The sequence below is a fragment of the Pseudomonas sp. LS-2 genome (assembly GCF_003605735.1).
Lineage (GTDB): Bacteria > Pseudomonadota > Gammaproteobacteria > Pseudomonadales > Pseudomonadaceae > Aquipseudomonas.
Window position 1 is genome coordinate 246,676 of sequence record NZ_QXTJ01000033.1, and the last position, 18,821, is coordinate 265,496.

General features: G+C 55.7%; 16 protein-coding genes. 2 read left to right on the plus strand and 14 right to left on the minus strand.

The annotated features are described in order from the left end of the window. Positions 1 to 469 precede the first annotated feature (469 nt). From D3M70_RS19385 to D3M70_RS19400, 4 genes are read right to left on the minus strand one after another with little or no spacing between them, the layout of a single operon-like run. Positions 470 to 2,050 carry a GMC family oxidoreductase gene (locus tag D3M70_RS19385; RefSeq protein ID WP_120127296.1) on the minus strand — a complete coding sequence of 527 codons (1,581 nt, stop codon included), beginning with the start codon at positions 2,048 to 2,050 and terminating at the stop codon, positions 470 to 472. 9 nt (positions 2,051 to 2,059) lie between these two features. Next, positions 2,060 to 2,863 (minus strand): ABC transporter ATP-binding protein, encoded by an 804-nt coding sequence (locus D3M70_RS19390; RefSeq protein WP_120127297.1) that lies wholly within the window; start codon positions 2,861 to 2,863, stop codon positions 2,060 to 2,062. Next, complete coding sequence (locus D3M70_RS19395; RefSeq protein WP_120127298.1) at positions 2,860 to 3,765, minus strand: ABC transporter permease; 906 nt, start codon at positions 3,763 to 3,765, stop codon at positions 2,860 to 2,862. Before D3M70_RS19395 ends, D3M70_RS19390 begins: the two co-directional genes overlap by 4 nt. After that, positions 3,762 to 4,772 carry an ABC transporter substrate-binding protein gene (locus D3M70_RS19400; protein WP_120127299.1) on the minus strand — a complete coding sequence of 337 codons (1,011 nt, stop codon included), beginning with the start codon at positions 4,770 to 4,772 and terminating at the stop codon, positions 3,762 to 3,764. Before D3M70_RS19400 ends, D3M70_RS19395 begins: the two co-directional genes overlap by 4 nt. A 380-nt stretch (positions 4,773 to 5,152) precedes the next feature. On the opposite strand from D3M70_RS19400, the gene D3M70_RS19405 reads away from it, so the two are divergent. Then, entirely contained in the window at positions 5,153 to 6,616 is a 1,464-nt protein-coding gene (locus D3M70_RS19405) for an aldehyde dehydrogenase family protein (protein ID WP_120127300.1), read from the plus strand. A 56-nt stretch (positions 6,617 to 6,672) separates the two neighbouring features. On the opposite strand, the gene D3M70_RS19410 is transcribed toward D3M70_RS19405, so the two are convergent. The 6 genes from D3M70_RS19410 to D3M70_RS19440 all read right to left on the minus strand — a co-directional run bounded on the left by D3M70_RS19410 (position 6,673) and on the right by D3M70_RS19440 (position 14,776). After that, the gene (locus tag D3M70_RS19410) at positions 6,673 to 8,280 is read right to left on the minus strand and encodes a gamma-glutamyltransferase family protein (protein ID WP_256659922.1); all 1,608 of its coding nucleotides are present in this window, start codon (positions 8,278 to 8,280) and stop codon (positions 6,673 to 6,675) included. Then, positions 8,264 to 9,499: an amidase gene (locus tag D3M70_RS19415; RefSeq protein WP_120127301.1), complete on the minus strand. Its 1,236-nt coding sequence runs from the start codon at positions 9,497 to 9,499 to the stop codon at positions 8,264 to 8,266. The genes D3M70_RS19410 and D3M70_RS19415 overlap by 17 nt, the downstream gene beginning before the upstream one ends. After that, complete coding sequence (hpxZ, locus tag D3M70_RS19425; RefSeq protein ID WP_218568435.1) at positions 9,496 to 11,076, minus strand: oxalurate catabolism protein HpxZ; 1,581 nt, start codon at positions 11,074 to 11,076, stop codon at positions 9,496 to 9,498. Before hpxZ ends, D3M70_RS19415 begins: the two co-directional genes overlap by 4 nt. 3 nt (positions 11,077 to 11,079) lie before the next feature. After that, on the minus strand, positions 11,080 to 12,345 hold the full coding sequence (locus tag D3M70_RS19430; protein ID WP_120127391.1) for an amidohydrolase/deacetylase family metallohydrolase: 1,266 nt from the start codon (positions 12,343 to 12,345) through the stop codon (positions 11,080 to 11,082). A 327-nt stretch (positions 12,346 to 12,672) separates the two neighbouring features. After that, entirely contained in the window at positions 12,673 to 13,638 is a 966-nt protein-coding gene (locus D3M70_RS19435; RefSeq protein WP_120127302.1) for a PDR/VanB family oxidoreductase, read from the minus strand. After that, positions 13,625 to 14,776: an aromatic ring-hydroxylating dioxygenase subunit alpha gene (locus tag D3M70_RS19440; protein ID WP_218568436.1), complete on the minus strand. Its 1,152-nt coding sequence runs from the start codon at positions 14,774 to 14,776 to the stop codon at positions 13,625 to 13,627. Before D3M70_RS19440 ends, D3M70_RS19435 begins: the two co-directional genes overlap by 14 nt. 371 nt (positions 14,777 to 15,147) lie before the next feature. Between D3M70_RS19440 and D3M70_RS19445 the strand changes: the two genes are divergently transcribed. Continuing rightward, the gene (locus tag D3M70_RS19445) at positions 15,148 to 15,663 is read left to right on the plus strand and encodes a MarR family winged helix-turn-helix transcriptional regulator (protein WP_120127304.1); all 516 of its coding nucleotides are present in this window, start codon (positions 15,148 to 15,150) and stop codon (positions 15,661 to 15,663) included. Between the two features lie 55 nt (positions 15,664 to 15,718). Here the strand turns inward: D3M70_RS19445 and D3M70_RS19450 are convergent, their stop codons facing one another. From D3M70_RS19450 to D3M70_RS19465, 4 genes are read right to left on the minus strand one after another with little or no spacing between them, the layout of a single operon-like run. After that, the gene (locus tag D3M70_RS19450; protein WP_120127305.1) at positions 15,719 to 16,531 is read right to left on the minus strand and encodes an amino acid ABC transporter ATP-binding protein; all 813 of its coding nucleotides are present in this window, start codon (positions 16,529 to 16,531) and stop codon (positions 15,719 to 15,721) included. Further along, a complete protein-coding gene (locus tag D3M70_RS19455) occupies positions 16,528 to 17,187 on the minus strand; it encodes an amino acid ABC transporter permease (protein WP_120127306.1) in 660 nt (219 codons plus the stop codon). Before D3M70_RS19455 ends, D3M70_RS19450 begins: the two co-directional genes overlap by 4 nt. Beyond that, the gene (locus D3M70_RS19460) at positions 17,184 to 17,831 is read right to left on the minus strand and encodes an amino acid ABC transporter permease (protein ID WP_120127307.1); all 648 of its coding nucleotides are present in this window, start codon (positions 17,829 to 17,831) and stop codon (positions 17,184 to 17,186) included. The genes D3M70_RS19455 and D3M70_RS19460 overlap by 4 nt, the downstream gene beginning before the upstream one ends. Before the next feature lie 9 nt (positions 17,832 to 17,840). Then, the gene (locus D3M70_RS19465; RefSeq protein ID WP_120127308.1) at positions 17,841 to 18,698 is read right to left on the minus strand and encodes a transporter substrate-binding domain-containing protein; all 858 of its coding nucleotides are present in this window, start codon (positions 18,696 to 18,698) and stop codon (positions 17,841 to 17,843) included. Between the last annotated feature and the right edge of the window lie 123 nt (positions 18,699 to 18,821).

Below are 18,821 nucleotides of genomic sequence, written 5' to 3' on the forward strand. Positions count from 1 at the left end.
TCAGTTTTCAGTCGGCAGAACAGCCTTTAATGGGTCAGTTTTCGGTCAGCGGCAACACCGTATGCAGTGATGGTGCTAAAAGGGAATATTGGGGCCGCTTCTATCGTGCAAGCGGCTACCCGGGACCAGACTGCATTTATACCGGCGGCGCGAGACTCAGCGAGATCCCTCTGACCGCTCCCTCGCAGTCCGAGATTTCGATAGCTGTAGATTGTCCGGATTGATGGCAGACACTGGTAGATTTCACCCTGGGGGCGGACTGCGAAGGTGGCGTGGTGCGAAGAGCATTCCAGGGAATGGGTTTCGCTAAGACCACTGCGGCCAGGCCAAGTGCTTAGGGTCTTGCGGACGATGTGCGAAGGAGACCATCTTGAGACTGTGACCACCTCAAGAGCTGATAGTAAGCTGCAGGCCAGATAAGGCCTGCGAGCTATGGCTCTCAAATGTCAAAGCCAGTGCGTTGCTCTTCTCACCAGTGAGTTTCGATGAGCATCTGTGCGGCACGCTCTCCGATCATCACACACGGAGCCATGGTATTCCCGGTCGTGATGTCTGGCATGACCGATCCATCAGCGATTCTCAACCTGTCGATTCCATAGACCTTCAACTGACCGTCGACAACTGACATCTCGTCACGGCCCATTTTGGCCGTACAGGTCTGGTGAAAATAGGTTCCCGCCGCATCGCGTAAAAAGCGGACCAGCGCTTCACCCTTCAGCGGCCCAGGCATAAGCTCACGCTTAACGAACGGCGCAAGCGTCGAACTGTTCCCCAGATCCCGGCAGATCTCAATCGCCCGAAGCAGCGCGGTCACATCGCGCTCATCACTCAGAAAGTTAGCTTCAATGCGCAATGGCTCACTCATGCTACGGCCGCCTAGTAGCAACTGCCCTCGACTATGAGGCCGGACTAACCCGGGGGCCAAAGTCCAGGCGAGGGATGGGTCAGCGGGCAGAGCATATTGAGCACGAGTTACTTCACTGCCAAAGGCACACTCTTCGAGAACCGGCTGCAAGTCAGGTGCAGGAAGATGTGCTGCGCTTTTCCAGAAAAAGGTGAACTCTGCCGAATTGTTCCGCGGTGCTTGAGGCACCTGGTATTCCCATACGCACCCTGCCACAAGGATGTGATCCTGGAAGTTTTGCCCAATACCAGGCAGATGCTGAACGCACTCAATATCATGTGCCGCAAGTTGGGTGCTTGGGCCTATCCCCGACACCATCAGCAACTTGGGCGTATTGATCGCACCCAGCGACAGCACGACCTCGAGACTGGCGTACGCATTCCAGTGCTGGCCGTCACTATGAATTCGCACGCCAACAGCTTTACGATCTTCAAGAATCACTTGTTCGACCATGGCTCCAAGCACTACGGTCAGGTTGGGCTGGTCGATTGCAGGTCGCAGATAAGCGCTGGCAACCGATACGCGCTGGGAACCGCCAGTCACAGCAACGTTTGGAATACCGCTCGCTCCCTCTCCTTCCATGGCGGCACCGTTGAGGTCTTCGACTCGTTCGATTCCGTATGCCTGAGCTGCCTCGGCTAACGCGATTGCGACTGGATTGGGATCCGTAGGCAAGTTGATTTCAAACGGACCATCGGTGCCGCGCCGTTGCGGATCTGCCGGCCCTTGCCACCGTTCAATTCGTTGGTAGGCCTGTAGCACTGACGCGTAGTTCCAGCCATCATCGCCGGTGGCTTCAGCCCAGTTGTCAAAATCAGAACGATGGCCACGAGCCCAAATCAACCCATTGGTGCTGCTACCGCCGCCAAGAACTTTACCCATCGGCAAAGGCGGTGTGCGCCCATTCAGAGCGGCACAGGGTTGCGAGCGAAACTGCCAGTCGCGTTCCCCACCGATGTTCTTCATCCAAAGTCGTGAATCGGTAACGACTTCAACACGCTCGTCCCCGCCCGCCTCCAACAGCAGGACTTGCACATCCGGGTTGGCTGCAAGCCGGGCAGCGACTACTCCCCCGGCAGTGCCGCCACCACACACAATAAAATCAAAATTGCGGTTAACAGGCAGATCGTTGTGATACACCGTCATGATTCTTCCTCAACCCAAAACCGAGTCCAGTGGCTGCAGTTTGGCAATGCGCTGTGCTTCTTCACGGATACTGCCCAGGACATGGCGATATAGCTCCCGATAGCCAGGAGCAGTCATGTCATCGCCCCGCGGCCTTGGCAGGTCTATGTCGACGTGTTCTTTGATTCGGCCTGGCTGCGCCGCCATCACGACTACGCGATCCGACAGGTAAATGGCCTCCTCTACATCGTGAGTGACGAACAGCACGGTAAGCTTGTAGCGTGTCCAGATGCTGGTGAGGAGTTCTTGCATATGCCGACGAGTCAACGCATCGAGCGCACCAAATGGCTCATCCATCAGTAGAATTTTTGGGCGATATGAGAGGGCTCTTGCGATCGCAACACGCTGTTTCATACCACCCGACAACTGCGCGGGATAGCGATCGGCGAACTTCTCGAGACCCACTAATGCGATATGTTCCGCAGCAATCCGTCGGATTTCAGATCCTTTGACGCCAGTGGCACGCAGAGCGAACTCGATGTTCTGCTGTGCGGTCAGCCACGGCATCAAGGTGTAGTTCTGAAAAACCACACCGCGATCGCGTCCAGGTGCATCCACCTGTTTATCATCCACCAAGATGACGCCAAGATCGGCTGGTTGTAGCCCGGCGATTATGGAAAGCAGCGTGCTCTTACCACAGCCAGATGCACCAACCAGCGATACAAACTCATTTTCGCGAATGCTTAGGTTGATATCGTTCAAGGCGGTCCAGGCAGAGGGACCTTCACCGAACACTCTGCACAGCCCCTCAACCTTCAATTTTGCCTTGGTCATTTCTGGCCACCTTCAGTGTGTTTGAACAGTCTGCTACCGATCCACTTCATGATTTGATCGGTAATCAAACCCAGCACCCCCAACAAAAGCACATAGGCAATGATCGTATCGGTCTGAAAGTACCGTTGTGCCACTGTGATCCGATAGCCCAGTCCAGAGGTCGCCGCGACTAGCTCGGCAACCACCAGCCAAGACCACGACCAGCCAATGCAGATTCGCATGGCATCCCAAATTCCCGGACGCGCCGAGGGCAGCACAATCCGCCACAAGATCGCCGCTCCAGACATTTCCAAGGTCCGCCCCACATCAATAAAGTCTTTAGGGACGCGCTTAACGTTGTCCTGAACCATCAACACCATCTGGAAAAACGTTCCGATCCAAATGATCAAATACTTTTGTAGCTCTCCAGTGCCGGTCCACAGGATTGTCAGCGGGACGAATGCAACAACGGGCATGTAGCGGATGAAGTTAACCAGCGGCTCGAGAAGCGCTTGCATTGAGCGGTACCGACCAATCAGAACTCCTATAGGTAGCGCCAATGCGGCAGACGCACCGAATGCCACCAGGATTCTCCCAGTACTCACCAGCAAGTCATCCAGCAACTCGCCGCCGATGGCCAGCCGCGTGAGGCGCTCGATCACTTTATCGGGGCTTGGCAAGAACAATGGCTTGACCACACCGCTACGGCTGATCAGCAGCCACAGCAGAGCGATACCCAAAAAGCCAAGAGTTCCAATCGCAAGGATGCGGATCCGCTCACAGCGAGCCTTGCCAAGCGTTACGCTAGCGAACTTGTTCGCCGCAAGCAGCGTGGACTGGTCACCAGTGGATACCGGTGCTTTAGGCTGGTCCGCCAGAGTGGCCGGACCTGTCGGCGACGGCCGGGAATGAACTACGTTCATGGCACTGCCCTTACAAAACGGTCATCGACAATGCCTTGCGTGGGAACGTTGGCCTGCAGAATCTTCGACAGCACGGCCGCCTGGGAGACTTCAGGCAGCACCTTGGCTCCGAAATCACTGGCCAGCGATGTTTTGTTTTCTGCAACGTCATAAAATTGCACGCCGTTGAACGCAGTCTCCAGTTCTTCGACTGGACTTCCTACACCCGATGCGATCACTTCCCTACCCGCCTTCACATCCTGTTTGTAAACGCTCATGGCGTCCTTCCACGATTTGATGAGGGCCATGATCTGTCCCGGCTTTTCTTTGAGCGCCTTGTCGCTGACAACCAAAACGTCGCTGATTAGTCCCGGCGCCTCACCGGCGGTGTAGATAAGTTTGGCATTCTTGTTCTGCGCCATAGCGGCGCTCAGGTACGGTTCGTACGTCACAGCCACCGGTACTCGGCCTGCGACCAGTGCAGAACCCGCCTGCGCAGCGGGCATTGGAACTCGCTCTATGTCAGCCAGAGAAAGACCGTTTTTCGCTAGAGCGTGGTTGAGCAAAATGTCGCTGGTCGAACTTTCTTCGTAAGCTACCTGCTTACCTTTGAGGTCGGCGACAGACTTGACGTTATCCGCAACGATGGCGTCGGCCGCAAGGCTGTAGTCGAGTAGCAGTACGATCTTGAGTCCAATGCCGTTCTCGATCAGTTGCAACGCTGTATGCGCTGGAATGTTCATAAAATCGATTCGGCCGCTGGCAAACGCCGCCATCCGGTCCTTGTCTTCGGTGAAGCTAACAAGCTTGACGTTTTGCAGACCGTTCTTTTTATACAACCCTTTTTTCTCGGCGATGATCCAAGGGCCGTATCCAATCCAGGGATTCATCCCAAGATCTATCGCGCCCGGCTCAACAGCTTGACTCGCCAGATCATTGGCCCAAGTTGTTGCTGGAGACAGCACGCAAGCCAGCGCTGAAAACGCGCAAAACATCAGTCGATTACGCAGAACGGACACTACGGACATAGCAAATTCCTCATCGGGGATTGGGTTGCCTGGCTCAAACCAGGCAGGCTAATGACTCGTTTCACTCGTCGCACGGTTACGACCACAGCAAAGCAAGTGGTATGCCACATTTTTCTGCAGGGTCTACTTACCCTCGGAAAAATGCCTCATCCGACCTGAGAGTCCACACACGCGCGCATTCCATTCATTGAGCGGAACCATAGCGGGATCCAGACGTGCAGATGCATGCAACATCTCGGCGCACAATAAATGTGGCATGCCTCTTATTAGCTCATCGATACTTGGATTGAATCCACCAGATAGCCCGCAGTTAAAGGCCTTTTGGCATAGGTACGGTTTGTGCATTGACCCCCATCTCAATTCACATATGAGTCTGAACCATGAACTCTCCAGATCACGCCGCTACAACCCACCCTTTCTATATCAACGGTCAGTGGCGTCTTGGCTCCAGCAACGAAGTGGATCAGGACTTCAACCCTGCAACATTGGAATGCATCGGTCTGATTGCTCAAGCAAGCCCTGCAGATGTGGAAGATGCCATTTCTGCTGCTTATGCAGCTCGGCTGGCCTGGGCAGACGTTTTGGTCGGTGATCGTGAGGCTCTGCTGCTGAAGGCCGCGGATATTTTTCTTGCACGAGCCGATGAACTGCGGGACTTGCTGATCGCTGAAACCGGCTCAACTTTTCTGAAAGCACCTTGGGAGATTTCCTACGCCGTAGCGTGTCTCCGCAGTGCGGCTGCCTGCACCCGCCAGGCATATGGCCAGACCTTCCCGGCGTGCTCGCCGGGCCAAATCGGTATGACTACCCGCTCCCCTCTCGGAGTCATTGCCGGTATTGCACCGTTCAACTCCCCTCTACTGTTGTCGATGAAAAAAATCGCCTTCGCGCTGGCTGCCGGAAACACTTTCATCCTCAAGCCCTCAGAACTGGCGCCTTTGATTTGCTTGAAGATCGCTGAGGTTTTCGAAGAGGCAGGGTTGCCGGCTGGAGTGTTCAGCGTCTTGCCGGGTTCGGCGTCAATTGTCGGAGAGCGTCTGGTGAGCGATCCGCGCATTCGCATGGTCACGTTTACCGGCTCCAACAAAGTAGGTCGCTTGATTGCCGCGGAAGCCGGCAAACACATGAAGAAAGTGTGTCTTGAGATGGGGGGCAAGAGCCCATTGGTAGTATTGGCCGATGCTGATCTGGACTATGCGGTGGATGCAGCGGCTTTTGGGGTGTTCTTTCACCAAGGCCAGGTATGCATGGCGAACTCGCGGATCATCGTCGAAGATTCGCTCTACGAGACCTTCTGCAAGGCATTCGCCGCCAAAGCAAAAACCATCAAAGTTGGCGACCCGCGCGATCCCGCGACGGTCATCGGGCCTTTGATCAGACCGCAACAATGCACCTTCATCAAAGGCCAACTTGAGGATGCGTTAGGCAAAGGTGCTCGTCTATTAGCAGGCGGCAGCCACGAAGGCCCCTATTTTCAGGCGACTGTCCTGGCGGATGTTGATCCGACTATGGCCATCTACGATGAAGAGTCGTTCGGTCCCGTAACTACGATCTATCGCGCCGACAGCTTCGAGCATGCAGTCGCGCTGGCCAACGACACGCAATACGGCTTGAGCGCAGCAATCATCACTAATGACTTGCAGAAAGCTATGGCGTTCTCTCAGCGTTCACACGCAGGCATGGTTCATATCAATGACACGACGATTTCTGACGAGCCGCACATCGCGTTCGGCGGTACTCAAGCCAGTGGGTTTGGTCGCGAGGGAGGAATGGCGTCCATGGACGAGATGAGCGAGGTGAAATGGATCACAGTGCAAATGGGTAAACGCGAGTTTCCGTTCTAAACCTGATCAAGCGGCGAACATCAGTGGTTGTTGCTCGCCGCTTGGCCTGGATGAGATTACCAGCCAGCTACGCTTCCATCGCTGCGAGGATCCGATCCTCCTTCCAGCATACCGTTGGCATGACGCACGATCGCACCAGCGTGCCCCATGGTTTCGTCATAGGCCGCAAACATTTCGACCTCATGCCCCATTGCGGCGAGCGCCTGTTGGCAATCTGAAGAAAACCGCGATTCCAGTTTAAGGTTCTCGGTGGATTTACCCCATGTGCGCCCCAGTAACCAACGTGGTGCGTCGATCGCTGCTTGCGGGTTCATCCCGAAATGAACAATACGGCTGAACACTGCGCTCTGGGACTGAGGCTGCCCATCACCACCCATGTTGCCGTACACCAGAGTCCTGCCGTCACTGAGATGAGCCAGGGCCGGGTTCAAGGTATGGAAGGGTTTGCGACCTGGTGTCAGTGGGTTACGGGCGTTTGCGTCGAGTGAGAAGCTGCAACCACGGTTTTGCCAATTGACCCCAGATTGTGGAAGCACGATGCCGCTACCGAACTCGTGATAGAGACTTTGAATGAAGCTGACGGCTACACCATCGTTATCCACCACTCCCATCCAAACCGTATCGGCTGGTCCCACTCCAGCACCCCAAGGCGCGGCTACCTGCGTGCTATGGGAGCTAACCATCTGATCCAGGCTTTCGCTAGTCAGTAATGACTGAGGGTCGATACTCATGTGAAGTGGATCGGTGATTTCTCTATCACGAATTGCGAAGGCTCTCTTAGTTGATTCCACGCAAGCGTGGACAAATGAAGCGCCACATGGGTCCATGCCTGGCTCGAGCAATCGATCCAGTTGCCCCAGAATCAGCAACGAAACCAAGCCCTGAGTCGGCGGCGGGAAATTAAAAACCTTGCCTCGTGAGTGCTGGAGCACCAGCGGCGTACGCCATGTTGCCCGATGGCGTTGCAGGTCCTGAAGGCGCAATGGGCTACCGGCCAACTCAAGATCCTCAGCCACGCTGCATGCCAGCTCTCCACGGTAGAAATCGTCAATACCCACCTTCGCGAGATGCTCCAACGTGGCGGCAAGACGTGGCTGACAGAAACGTTCGCCAATTTGGGGCACCCGCCCCTGCGAAAGAAATGTATTGGCAAAGCCGCTAACACCCTCAAGCTCATTCTGCTTGGCTGCCGTGCACCGATGCTGGCTCATGGTCACGGGAATTCCGCGCCGAGCGTAGTCCACCGCGTCAGCGAGCAGTCGGGTCATCGGCAACCGGCCATTCAAGTTCTGACGTTGCCAGACATCGGCTGCATGCCAACCTGACAACGTACCGGCCACTGTATTGGCGGCCATACCGCCGCGAAATGGAATACTTGTCAGACCCTGCTCACGATAGTGGGCAAGCGAAGCGCCAAGGGCACTGGCCCCACAGGCGTCCAGCGCGACTGGCTCCTGACCCGGTCGGGAAATAAGCCAAAAGCCGTCTCCACCGATACTGTTCATGTGGGGGTAAACAACCGCGATACTGGCTGCGGCCGCAATCATGGCTTCGACCGCGTTGCCGCCTTCCCGCATTACCGCCATGGCGCTTTGCGCTGCCAGGGCGTGGGGTGCAACAGCCATCGCGCGGCTACCGCGCATTGCATTAGGAACATGGGACATAGGAGTTTTCCGCCTTAGCAGCAGTGCTCTGATGATGAAGAGTGAGTGCACAAGCCAGCACCTGCTCGTCGGCGAACCGCTGGCCAATCAATGAAAGGCCGACAGGAGCCGCGTCGACGGTGCACCATGGCATGACCACCTGTGGCAGGCCGCATAATCCGGCAATACACAGCAAGCGCTGCGAACGCTCGCGAGCATCCTGAACGATGGCCGGTGGATCGCCGAGTAACGGCGCCACACCGGGAACAGGTGGCATCACGAGTAAGCGACCTCTGCAGAGAAGGCGGCTCATGTAGGCACAGGCTGCGCTTCGAGTGGTTGCGGCAGCAGCCACCATTGAAGGCTGGATATGAGCAGCGGCTTCAAAACGCTGCGCTACATCTATGCCAAATTTAGGGTCGTGGGTGCTGACCCAGCTCCGATGCTGCTGCCACACCTCGGCGCCCTGGATGACGCGAAATGCATGCGCCCACTCCTCGAGTGCGAATGTCCCTAACGGCAACCTCTCGATAGGCAGATCGCACTGCTCCAACCACCGTTCAAATAACTCACGTACTGGAGGATCCAACTGCTCAAGAACGTCAACGCTCACGAGTAGCGTGATACCAGGATCTGCATCGGCTTTTTCGCTGTGGCTTAGCAGACCGAACGTCTGTTCAAGTAGCTCGCCGTGCTCGGCGAACCAGCCGACCGTATCCAAGCTGTGCGCCAAGGTGAAGCAACCACTGGTAGCAATACGCCCGTGAGTTGGACGCATTCCCCAGATGCCACAATAACTGGCAGGAAGACGTACGGAACCTCCGCAGTCAGTGCCGAGGGCCAACTGCGCATGGCCTGCCGCGACGGCGACAGCTGAACCTGATGAGGACCCCCCGGGTAACCTGTCCGGTGCTCGCGGGTTGACAGGGGTGCCGTAATGGACGTTGGCACCCGCTAGGCTATAGGTCAGCTCATCGGTGACGGTTTTTCCTATCCATTTGCATCCCGCCTCCAGCAATTGCTCTACAACGGAAGCGTTATATCGGGCGATTGGCTGTGAACTGGCCCAACAGGGATTGCCGACTGCGCTGACTAGACCAACGACATCAAACACATCCTTGACCGCCAGGTGAACTCCCTGCAGCAACTTGGTCTCACTCCGAGAAACAGAGCCAGGCTGAGCCGCAAAACCGTCGGCCACAAACGCGTTGTGCAAACCTGGTTGCAACAAGGGGTTCATAGGTCACCCCAACTGACATGCGCCGAAACGATGCGCCATTGCCCATCAAGACGCATCCACGTCTGCGTCTGACGCCCTGCGCGCTGAACACCATCGCGGTGAAACACCATGTGAGCGACAGCAGCGTCCGTCCCGAAACTTGTCAGTGAGCGCTCACAGATTCTGCGCTGCAAACCTGTAGAGGGGCGTTGCTGCCTAAAGACCTGTATTTGTTGCGTTCCGTATAAGTGCTCTGTCGGCCCGTACCTGACAGTGTGCGGGCTTTGCCAGAAGAGTTCGTCGAGCACTGCCAGATCATTGCTAACCAACGCGGCTTCGTAGCGCTCAAATGCCTGATTCAGGCTAGCCCAAGCATCGGCCTGGTTTACTTGCAGATCTGCTGGCGCAACGAGGCCGAACTGCGCGGGAGTAGAACCACAAATCCCACGCCCGAGCAGCCCCTGCTGGCCGTCCACGTCGATCAGGGCAATAGCAACACGCGGAGCCGGCGTATTGGCACTGACCTCAGCAGCGTCGATTGCACTGGCCAGCCCAAGTTGTGAGAAGACGGGATGGCTACCTATCGACCAAGGTTGTGCCGCGTACGGCGAGCCAGGTAACCAACCCTTCAAGTCGGCCGCCACGTCCTCCGCAAACGCCCAAGCTTGGGCGCCGAAGCCTGCCGCGTCGATCACACCGCTATCGCCAAGCATCGGGCTTGCGGTTCCCGGCTTGAAACGGGGGCCCTGGGGTGTCTGGGCAGCGCTGGTAAGCCAATGGTCAGGAGCACCCGCAAGACGAATACCCGCTTCCTGACCGTTACCGGATAAACCAACCACCAGGCTTGCAGCCTTGTCTTCGCCACCAGCCGCGGCTGCATCTAGCATCAGATGACAGGCAGCCATCCAAAGGGTCAGAAAAAATAGAGGAGTTTGCTCAAGCATCTGCCTGACGTCGTCGGCATGAGCCAACGAGGGTGCTATCCGTGTGACCAGCGCACGGGTCGCACCGGAGGTTCTCGCATGCAGATCATCACCGCCCTGCAATCCTGCCAATGCCAGCGAAAACAGATCGATGGGGCCTGCCGCCAAAACATTTTCCAGCACCCCCGCCAATCGGTTATCCCGCCACTCTAAACGTGGAAGGACGGCAAGATCCTGCGTGCCGAACCGCAATTGCGGTCCCTGCCCGCTCCCCAGTAACGACCATGCGCGCCGCCCAGAGCCGTCACCATCGGTCACCTCAACCAAAGTGGTGTTTGGAGAGATCACCGCAGCCAAGGGTGTGACCACGTTGAAATCCTGAGCGGGCAGCAGGCGCACTCGACCATCTGCAATCATGGCTTTCGCCTGTTCGATCGTTTGTGCCCACCCTTCATGGATGCAGCACAGAACAGCCGATGACAGCACCGGTGCGCTCGGCAGACGAGGATCACGATAGGCTGGACCGGCGTGCAGCAAGGTCATGACTGGTAACCCGATCGCGGCTGCCGCCTTGCTAACACCACTCCATACCGGACGTACCTGATGCAGCCTCAGCAGCGCTCGCTCATTCGCCGCACCACGCTCAATGCTGTCAGCAAAAAGGGGGCTGACCATGGCTTAAGCAACCTCAGGTACAGGGAGAATTGACGCAGTCGCGTTGAACCGCTGACCGGCGCGCAGACAGAAGACGGGCTGCAGCATGCGTTTGGCGATGACTTCAGTGCCTTCATTGTCACGCAACAGCCATTCCCCGGAGGCGTCGGAAAGAACAGTGATGTCAGCTTCTCGACCCACGCCAAGTGTGCCGAGCTCATCGCTCATATCCAACATGCGTGCCGCATGGGTCGTGACCATAGGTACAACTTCCTCAAGGCTCATACCAAGCGCCATCATGCTCACCATCGCTGACACGAGGCTAAAGCGGGACGTCCCCTTGAACAGGTGTTCTTCGTCTGGGTGCTCATCTGGCGTCCCTGCAGGAGCAGGCACTTCGGTGTTGTATCCGTGCATGTCCGAACCCAGCGTATCGGGCATGATCCCGGCCTCCAGGACTTTGGCCGCCATCTTGTAGCTGAAGTGGGAACCATGACCCACGTCGACCTTGAGTCCTCTCTGTACCGCTTCGGCCACAAGCCCGTGAACTTCACCACTCTGAGCGACGAAACCACCAGGATGCCGGCTGAATGGGTGGGCCAGCACGTCACCTGCTTTCAACAACTCCAGTACCTTCGGGAAAATTTCGTCAGGATCCACCTCGTGGCCCCCTTCTTCAGGCATTGGCCACAATTGCCCGAAGTGAATGTAGACGGGCAGTCCGGCCTGTTCACCGATCTGCGCCGCCTTCTTCATCACGTCCACGCCCCAGCGCGCGAAGCCACCCAGCTCAGCGTGTGCCTTAATCCCCTTGACGATGTCTTTATTCGCGACTGCCGCTTTTACAGTTGCCTCGACATCCGCACATTCTGGACGGTACAACTCCGCGTAGAAATGACCTTCGAGTCCGCCAACCAGGTAGGCGGAGAGAAACGATAGAACACGCGAGTGGGACGGTTCAGCAATGAATTTGCGGAATCCAGGAAGCGTCATGCAACTAGCACCGCCCTGATCAACTAGAGTCGTGACACCTGAATGGACGCCACACATATCAGCATTCAGGCCAAAGCGTCCCGAGACGTACTGATAGACGTGGCTGTGAGTGTCAATCAGACCTGGCAGCACCAGTTGCCCAGTGCAATCGATTAACTCGGCTCCCGCGGCGGCATCGGTAAAGCGCAGTTGCCCTACCGCTACAATTCTTGAATCTTCCACCAGAACGTCGTTGATGGAGTCGATGTTGTTGGCTGGATCGATGACTCGGCCGCCGTGTAGAAGGATCTTTTTCATAATGGTCTTCGGAATGGTGGTTACGGTATCAATAGCAAGGCACATTGCATGCCATCACAAAACCAGCTCAATCTGAATTCATACTAACTATATGATTTATAACGATTATATTTTTGATAAATGTATGTGGTATACCTTCTATATTACTCATCGAGAATGATACAGGTTGAACGACTTCGCCCCGATTGAAGGCGTCACGCATCATTAGGGGGCATGCCACATAAATGACTCTAGGCACGCTCAATGCCGAGAACAAATCAAGACGAAAAAAAGCGGGCTTCCGAAGAGAGCCCGCGATGATGTGACAGCTCGAAGCTAGATCAGCATTCAGATATCCAGCACCAATCGATTAGATGCGCTGCTTGAGCAGCAGATCATCATAGTCCTACGCCTCGTATGCTCGTCGGCAGGTAATACGCTGTCGCAATGAATAGGCGTGCCGTCGACGACCTTGACCTCACAGGCACCGCATATGCCCTGCTCACACGAATACATAACGTCCTCACCTGCATCGAGTAGCACCTGGAGAATGGTTTCGCCAGCTGGCACCTCTACTTCTCGACCTGAACGAGCCAATACAACGGTGAACGCCTCTCGCGAGGTCGCTACTGGTTGTTCAGCCTGGAAGCGCTCGACATGAATACGCTGGGCACCGCACATCGGCGAAAGGGCTTCCAACTCAGAAATCATGCGCTGAGGACCACAGCAGTAGATCTGTGTGGTGGGGCCAGCGCGATTAACAACCTCACTGAACGCTAATACCGCCGCACCGGGGATCTCGGAGTAGTGCAAAGTGACGTCAGCGCACCCCTCCAGCTCTTTAACAAACAGAGCGTGATCCGGGGAGCGGCACCAGTAATGTAGATGCACTTGCCGACCACTGTCTTGCAGCGACTTGAGCATCGAGTACAAAGGCGTGATGCCGATACCGCCAGCGAGCAAGAGCACTGGTTCATCACCAGGCTCGATGCCAAACAGATTCCGGGGGGCACTGACCTCCAGCATTTGCCCAATACGTGCGCTGTCGTGAAGCCAGCGCGAGCCGCCGCGGCCGAGCTCATCCCGCTTAACCCCAACAACGTATCGTTGTCCGTCGCACAAGGTTGTCAGCAATGAATACTGACGGGTCAATCCTGTGGGCAAGAACAGGTCCAAATGAGCGCCAGCCGTTACCGGCGGCAGTATTTCTCCACTTTTCGGTTGCAGCTCGAACAGAACGATGTCCTGCGCGCCGTATTGCATACCGGTCAAACGCATGGTCAAGCGGGCTGAGGGAACGTCAGAGAGTGCCATAGTTGACACCCATGTTATGCAGCCATGCGCGGTACTTCATTCCTAGCAAATCAGTACGGTGATGGAGTTCTTGACGCAAATCGGTCGGGATGCGCTCTGGACGCTGTGTATCGACGATATCAGCATCCTGGGCGTAGACCAGATCCTGACGACGACGCACGTCTTCGTCCGAAGGCTGGGGATCAAAATTCATCGCACAGCAAATCCGCACGATACTCTCGGTCTCACTCACCTGTTGCATGGTGAAGAAGGTACAGAAGCGATCCGCCTCATTCCCGAGATGCGCACGCTCAGGATCAGAAATCACCAGGCGCTTCTTGAAATAAGCCACACCGGGACGCAAAAGTTTGTATGCGTAGTACGCGATCACTGGCACTTGACGAGGATCGCCGTAAGGCTGGGTTACCCGGACTTCTGATGACGCGAGGCCACCGTCCTCCTCCCACACATCATAGGCACCGATGGGATCGGGGTTATCCAACAAACCATTGACACCGGCGTGCACGAACGGGAAGTGGGTCGGATCGATAAAGTTCTCCAGTGCCCGATAACCAGACTTGAAGCGGTAAGGGCCGCACACAACTTTTTTGTAGCCATCGTCATCCCATTCCGGAAATTTCGGGATATCGAACGCTGGTTCACCGATGCACGCCCACAGTAGACCATAAGCCTCCTTGACATGATGCGGGATGGCCTTCGCCTTTTTCATCGGCGTCTCGTCGGGGGAAGCAGGCATCAGTGTGCATTGAGCAGTGCCATCGTAATTCCATCCGTGATAAGGGCAGACGACCTTGTCACTTACGATGAACCCTTTAGACAGACGAGCACCACGGTGAATACAGAGGTCCTCCCATACATAGGCTTGCCCCTTGGAGTCGCGCCAGATCACAAGATCACGGCCGAAGAGAGTTGCAGGTATCAGTTTGCCTTCGACGACTTCTTCGCTTGTTGCTACCACATGCCAGTCGTTCAGCAAAGCAGGGGCCAGAGGCTCGTCCAGCTTGTTCAGATGATCTCTGCAGTTCATAGTAGGTTTCCTTTTAGCATCAGATGATTCGATCACGGTGTCGAGCAGTCCCGTAATCAAAAGCAAGTGGTATGCCACATTTATCAAGAGATTGCTGATCACCTTATTCACTAGGGTTTACGTGGCTCTCATGAGCTTGTGAGATCTAGAGATAAGCGCTCTGGGGGGGCTCGCTCCTCGCGAGGATGGCGACCCGGCTGGACAACGCGACAAATGGGGGCATGATTGCGTGGCATGCCCCGTGATTGGGCGGACAGTTCTCTGTATAGGCTGGTGAAACGCTGGATAATCGTGCTTGGTACTCGGGTACAATTTATGCAGTGGACCAAGGCTCAGCGGGATAACTGCACCAACATTGGATTCCTATCATGCTGGTTTTTTCGCTGGTGCCCGCAGCGTGTGCATCAGCAAACTCGATACGCTGATAACACCAATCAGGCACTTCCTTAAAAGCACTAACTTATGAAAGCGATTGTACTGCCATGACCCACCCACACCACGATGAAATCCATCTCGAATTACAGTCAGCTATCCAACGCTCAGCATTGCTTGGCCGACCTGGTTTCTTGATTCGCCGGCTGCACCAAATTCATTGCGGCCTTTTTCTCGACGAGACTCGCGAATACAACATCACACCCGTGCAGTACAGCCTGATGACTGCACTTGGCACCCACGGAGAAATGGATCAGAACACTCTGGCGAAAGAGATTGGGATGGAGCGAACGACGGTCGCAGAGGTTATTCCCAGACTGGAGGCTCGCGAGTTATTACTTCGGCGGCAGAGCACTCAAGACAAGCGGGTCAAACTGGTCAAACTCAGCCGAAAAGGTCTGTACCTGCTCAAGAAGATGGATGCCAGCGTCCAACGAGCCCATGACCGGACACTGGAGGGAATTGCACCCGAGTACCGTGATCAGTTCCTACTGCAACTTATAAAGTTGGTCGAGGCGAATAACGACCAAAGCAGTGCGCCGTTTCGCCTGACCAGAGATGAGTAGGTTAGCCTCGCCTGAACCTGAGCACAGTCTTGACCAAGCGGGCTCCTGGTAGTGACTATCGTCCGGATTGAGTGAATCGTGCCAGAAATTGCTGTGCACGCGCAGTTGTCGGGGCAGAGAAGAAGTCACGGGGCGTTGCTGTCTCAACAATATCCCCGCCATCCATGAAAACGATACGGGAGGCCACTTGGCGGGCGAATTCCATTTCATGCGTCACGATCACCATGGTTGCTCCATCAGCGACAAGTCCGCGCATGACCTCGAGTACCTCTCCAACAAGCATAGGATCTAGGGCACTGGTTGGCTCATCGAAAAGCAGGATGTCCGGCTTCATGGCCAAAGCACGGGCGATGCCGACCCGTTGTTTTTGACCGCCTGACAGCCTCGCTGGGAACATATCTGCCTTGGCGGAAAGCCCTACCCTTTCCAGTAGCAAGATGGACTCCTTACGCACTTCTTCACGATCACGCTTGAGTACGTGGACTGGCGCCTCCATCACGTTCTCCAATACCGTGAGATGTGGCCACAACGCAAAGTGCTGAAACACCATTCCAATGCGAGAGCGTAGCTGTGCTAGTTCTGCATCGCGCATCTTGACCCCGCCCTTGTGTACACCAAGACGCTGACCATTGAGCAGAACAGAACCCGCACCAGGCTCTTCCAACCAATTGCTGCAGCGCAACAGCGTTGATTTACCGCAACCCGAAGGCCCAAGAAGGCAAACGACTTCACCTTTGCTGACGTCTAGGGAAACATCGCGCAGAACCTGATTATCGCCAAACCACTTGGAAATCCCCTGCAACTGCAGCACCTTTTTGGAGTGGTTGATGACGGACTGCGGGGTGTAATTATCTGCGACAGCATTCATGAGCGGCGCTCCTGGGCATAACGGGTCAGTAGGCTGGTGACAACTTCAATGCACAGGCATAACAGCCAGTACAGCAACACTGCGGCACCGAACGCAGCGAAAGGTATGAAATACGTCGACTGAATTGCGTTCATCACACTCGTCAGCTCTGTCACAGCAATGATCGTGAGAAACGCACTGTCCTTGACGATCTGGATCAACTGGTTGCCGATCATAGGAATGGCGCGCATTAGGACTGGTGGCATGACGATTCGCCGCGCCAAGCCAAAGCCGTGATAACCGAATGCTCGCGCAGCCTCGATGTTTTCCTTTGGAAGATCATTCCATGCGCCCTGCAGCAGCAAAGCCATGTAAGCGGCGTTGTAGATCACAAGCGCCAATAGCCCGGTTGTCCAGTTCGACATCCGCAAGCCCAGAGAGGGCAAGCCGAAATACAGCAGATAGACGAACAGCAGAAACGGCACGCAGCGCATCACCTCACAGTACACACTGATAGCTCGTGCGATGCCTTTGCGTTCCGACATCAACAATGGTGTGAGCACGATCCCAACCAGCAATGAGCCAGTTGCAGCCACCATTACCAAGATGATCGTATTGATGAATCCAGCCGCAATATCAGGTAGTTGCCCCCAGATTGTGAGTATGTCCGCCATCATGTGCGCGACTCCCGTCCTGGGGCCGTCCGAGCGAGATGACGCTGCAGAACAACCAGCAGATAAACCAGGGCACTGTAGATCACCAGTGCAAAGATGAATGGCGGTAGCGGCTCGTAGGTTCGAGAACCAATTCGTTGGGCGGCACGCGTGATCTCGACCATTCCGATAACCGCAATCGCGGGGCTCGACTTAAGCAGCATGGTCATCTCGTTGACCAACCCGGGCAGGCTGGAGCGAAACACCTGGGGCAGGACAATTCGGAGCAGCCGGAGGCGTCGAGGCATACCGAAGGCGAGCGCGGCATCGAATTGCTGTCGCTCGAAAGACAACAACGCCGTACGCCATATCTCGCAGTTGAAGGCGGCAGTCGAAAGTGTAAGTGCCAAGATCCCCGCCGTGACGGGTTCCAGAGAGATACCCAGTTGAGGTACTGCGAAGAAAATCAAAAGAATCAAGGTTACCGCCGGGCACGCACGAACAACGCTCACATAGACCACAACCAATCTCTGAGCAACGGGAACTGTGCCCCAACGTATCAGCGCTAATGCCAACCCAAGCGGAACCCCTAGGGCAATGCTTGCGAGCGAGACGCCGACCGTAGCCAGCGCCCCCTGCAGAATGCTCCAGTAATCGTATGCATTCATGATAATTAATCAGTTAATCGAAACAGGCATGTCTTCATGGCTGCCACCCAGCCACTTCTTTTGGAGCCGATACATCTCGCCATTCGCTCGCAGCTTCATCAATGCATCGTCGACCAGCTTGAGCACGTCCGAGTTGCCCTTGTTGACCGCCCACGCCAAGTACGTTGGCTGGCCAATCGGCTGACCAATGACGAACATGTCGCCCCGCTCTTTGATCAAAGTGCTCAGAGTGAGGTCGGTATTGGCGACAGCGTCAAGACGACCGATCGCGAGGTCCTGGTACGCCTCCGGATAGCCGTGGTACTCGACAATTTCTTTCAGCCCTTTGCCCTTGGTGGCCTTGAGTTGCGCGTCGAAGGCGTGCAAATCCGTCAGCATTGCGCTGCCTGTCTCAGCTCCGACGGTTTTGCCGATCAGGTCATCGGCGCTGTGAATGGCACTGCCCTTCTTCGTCGCGTAGAAAGTGGTGGTTTGTGCGGTCGGAGACGTGAAATCGAAGGTCTTTTTCCGGGCGTCAGTTACCAGAACCGCAGAGAGCGCCATGTCATATTTGCCAGTGGTTACCCCGGGCAGAATTCCTGACCAAGGCATCACCTGCTGACGTAACTTGATCCCAGCTGTCTGCTCCACCAAGGTGAGCAGCTCGTTGTCGTAACCAACGGCCTTGCCCTGATCCATAAACTCGAAAGGTCGATAGTCGTCCTCAGTCGCGACGGTGAGGTAGCCCCGAGCCTTGATATCATCGAGGGTCGCCGCATGACTCATAGCGGTGCTTGCCAAGGCGCAGACAACTGCAAGAACCCAGGTACGGAGTGGATGCGGGCGCAACACACGGTCGCTGCTTGTATGCGCGATACTGAATGACATGGGCAAGATCCTCTGAGTAGGAGGTCCCTAAGAGATGGAGACCTTGCAGCCAACAAAGCAAGTGGCATGCCACATATATTTTGATGGATCGGTTGCTCATACCATCTGAACTCTCATACTTAC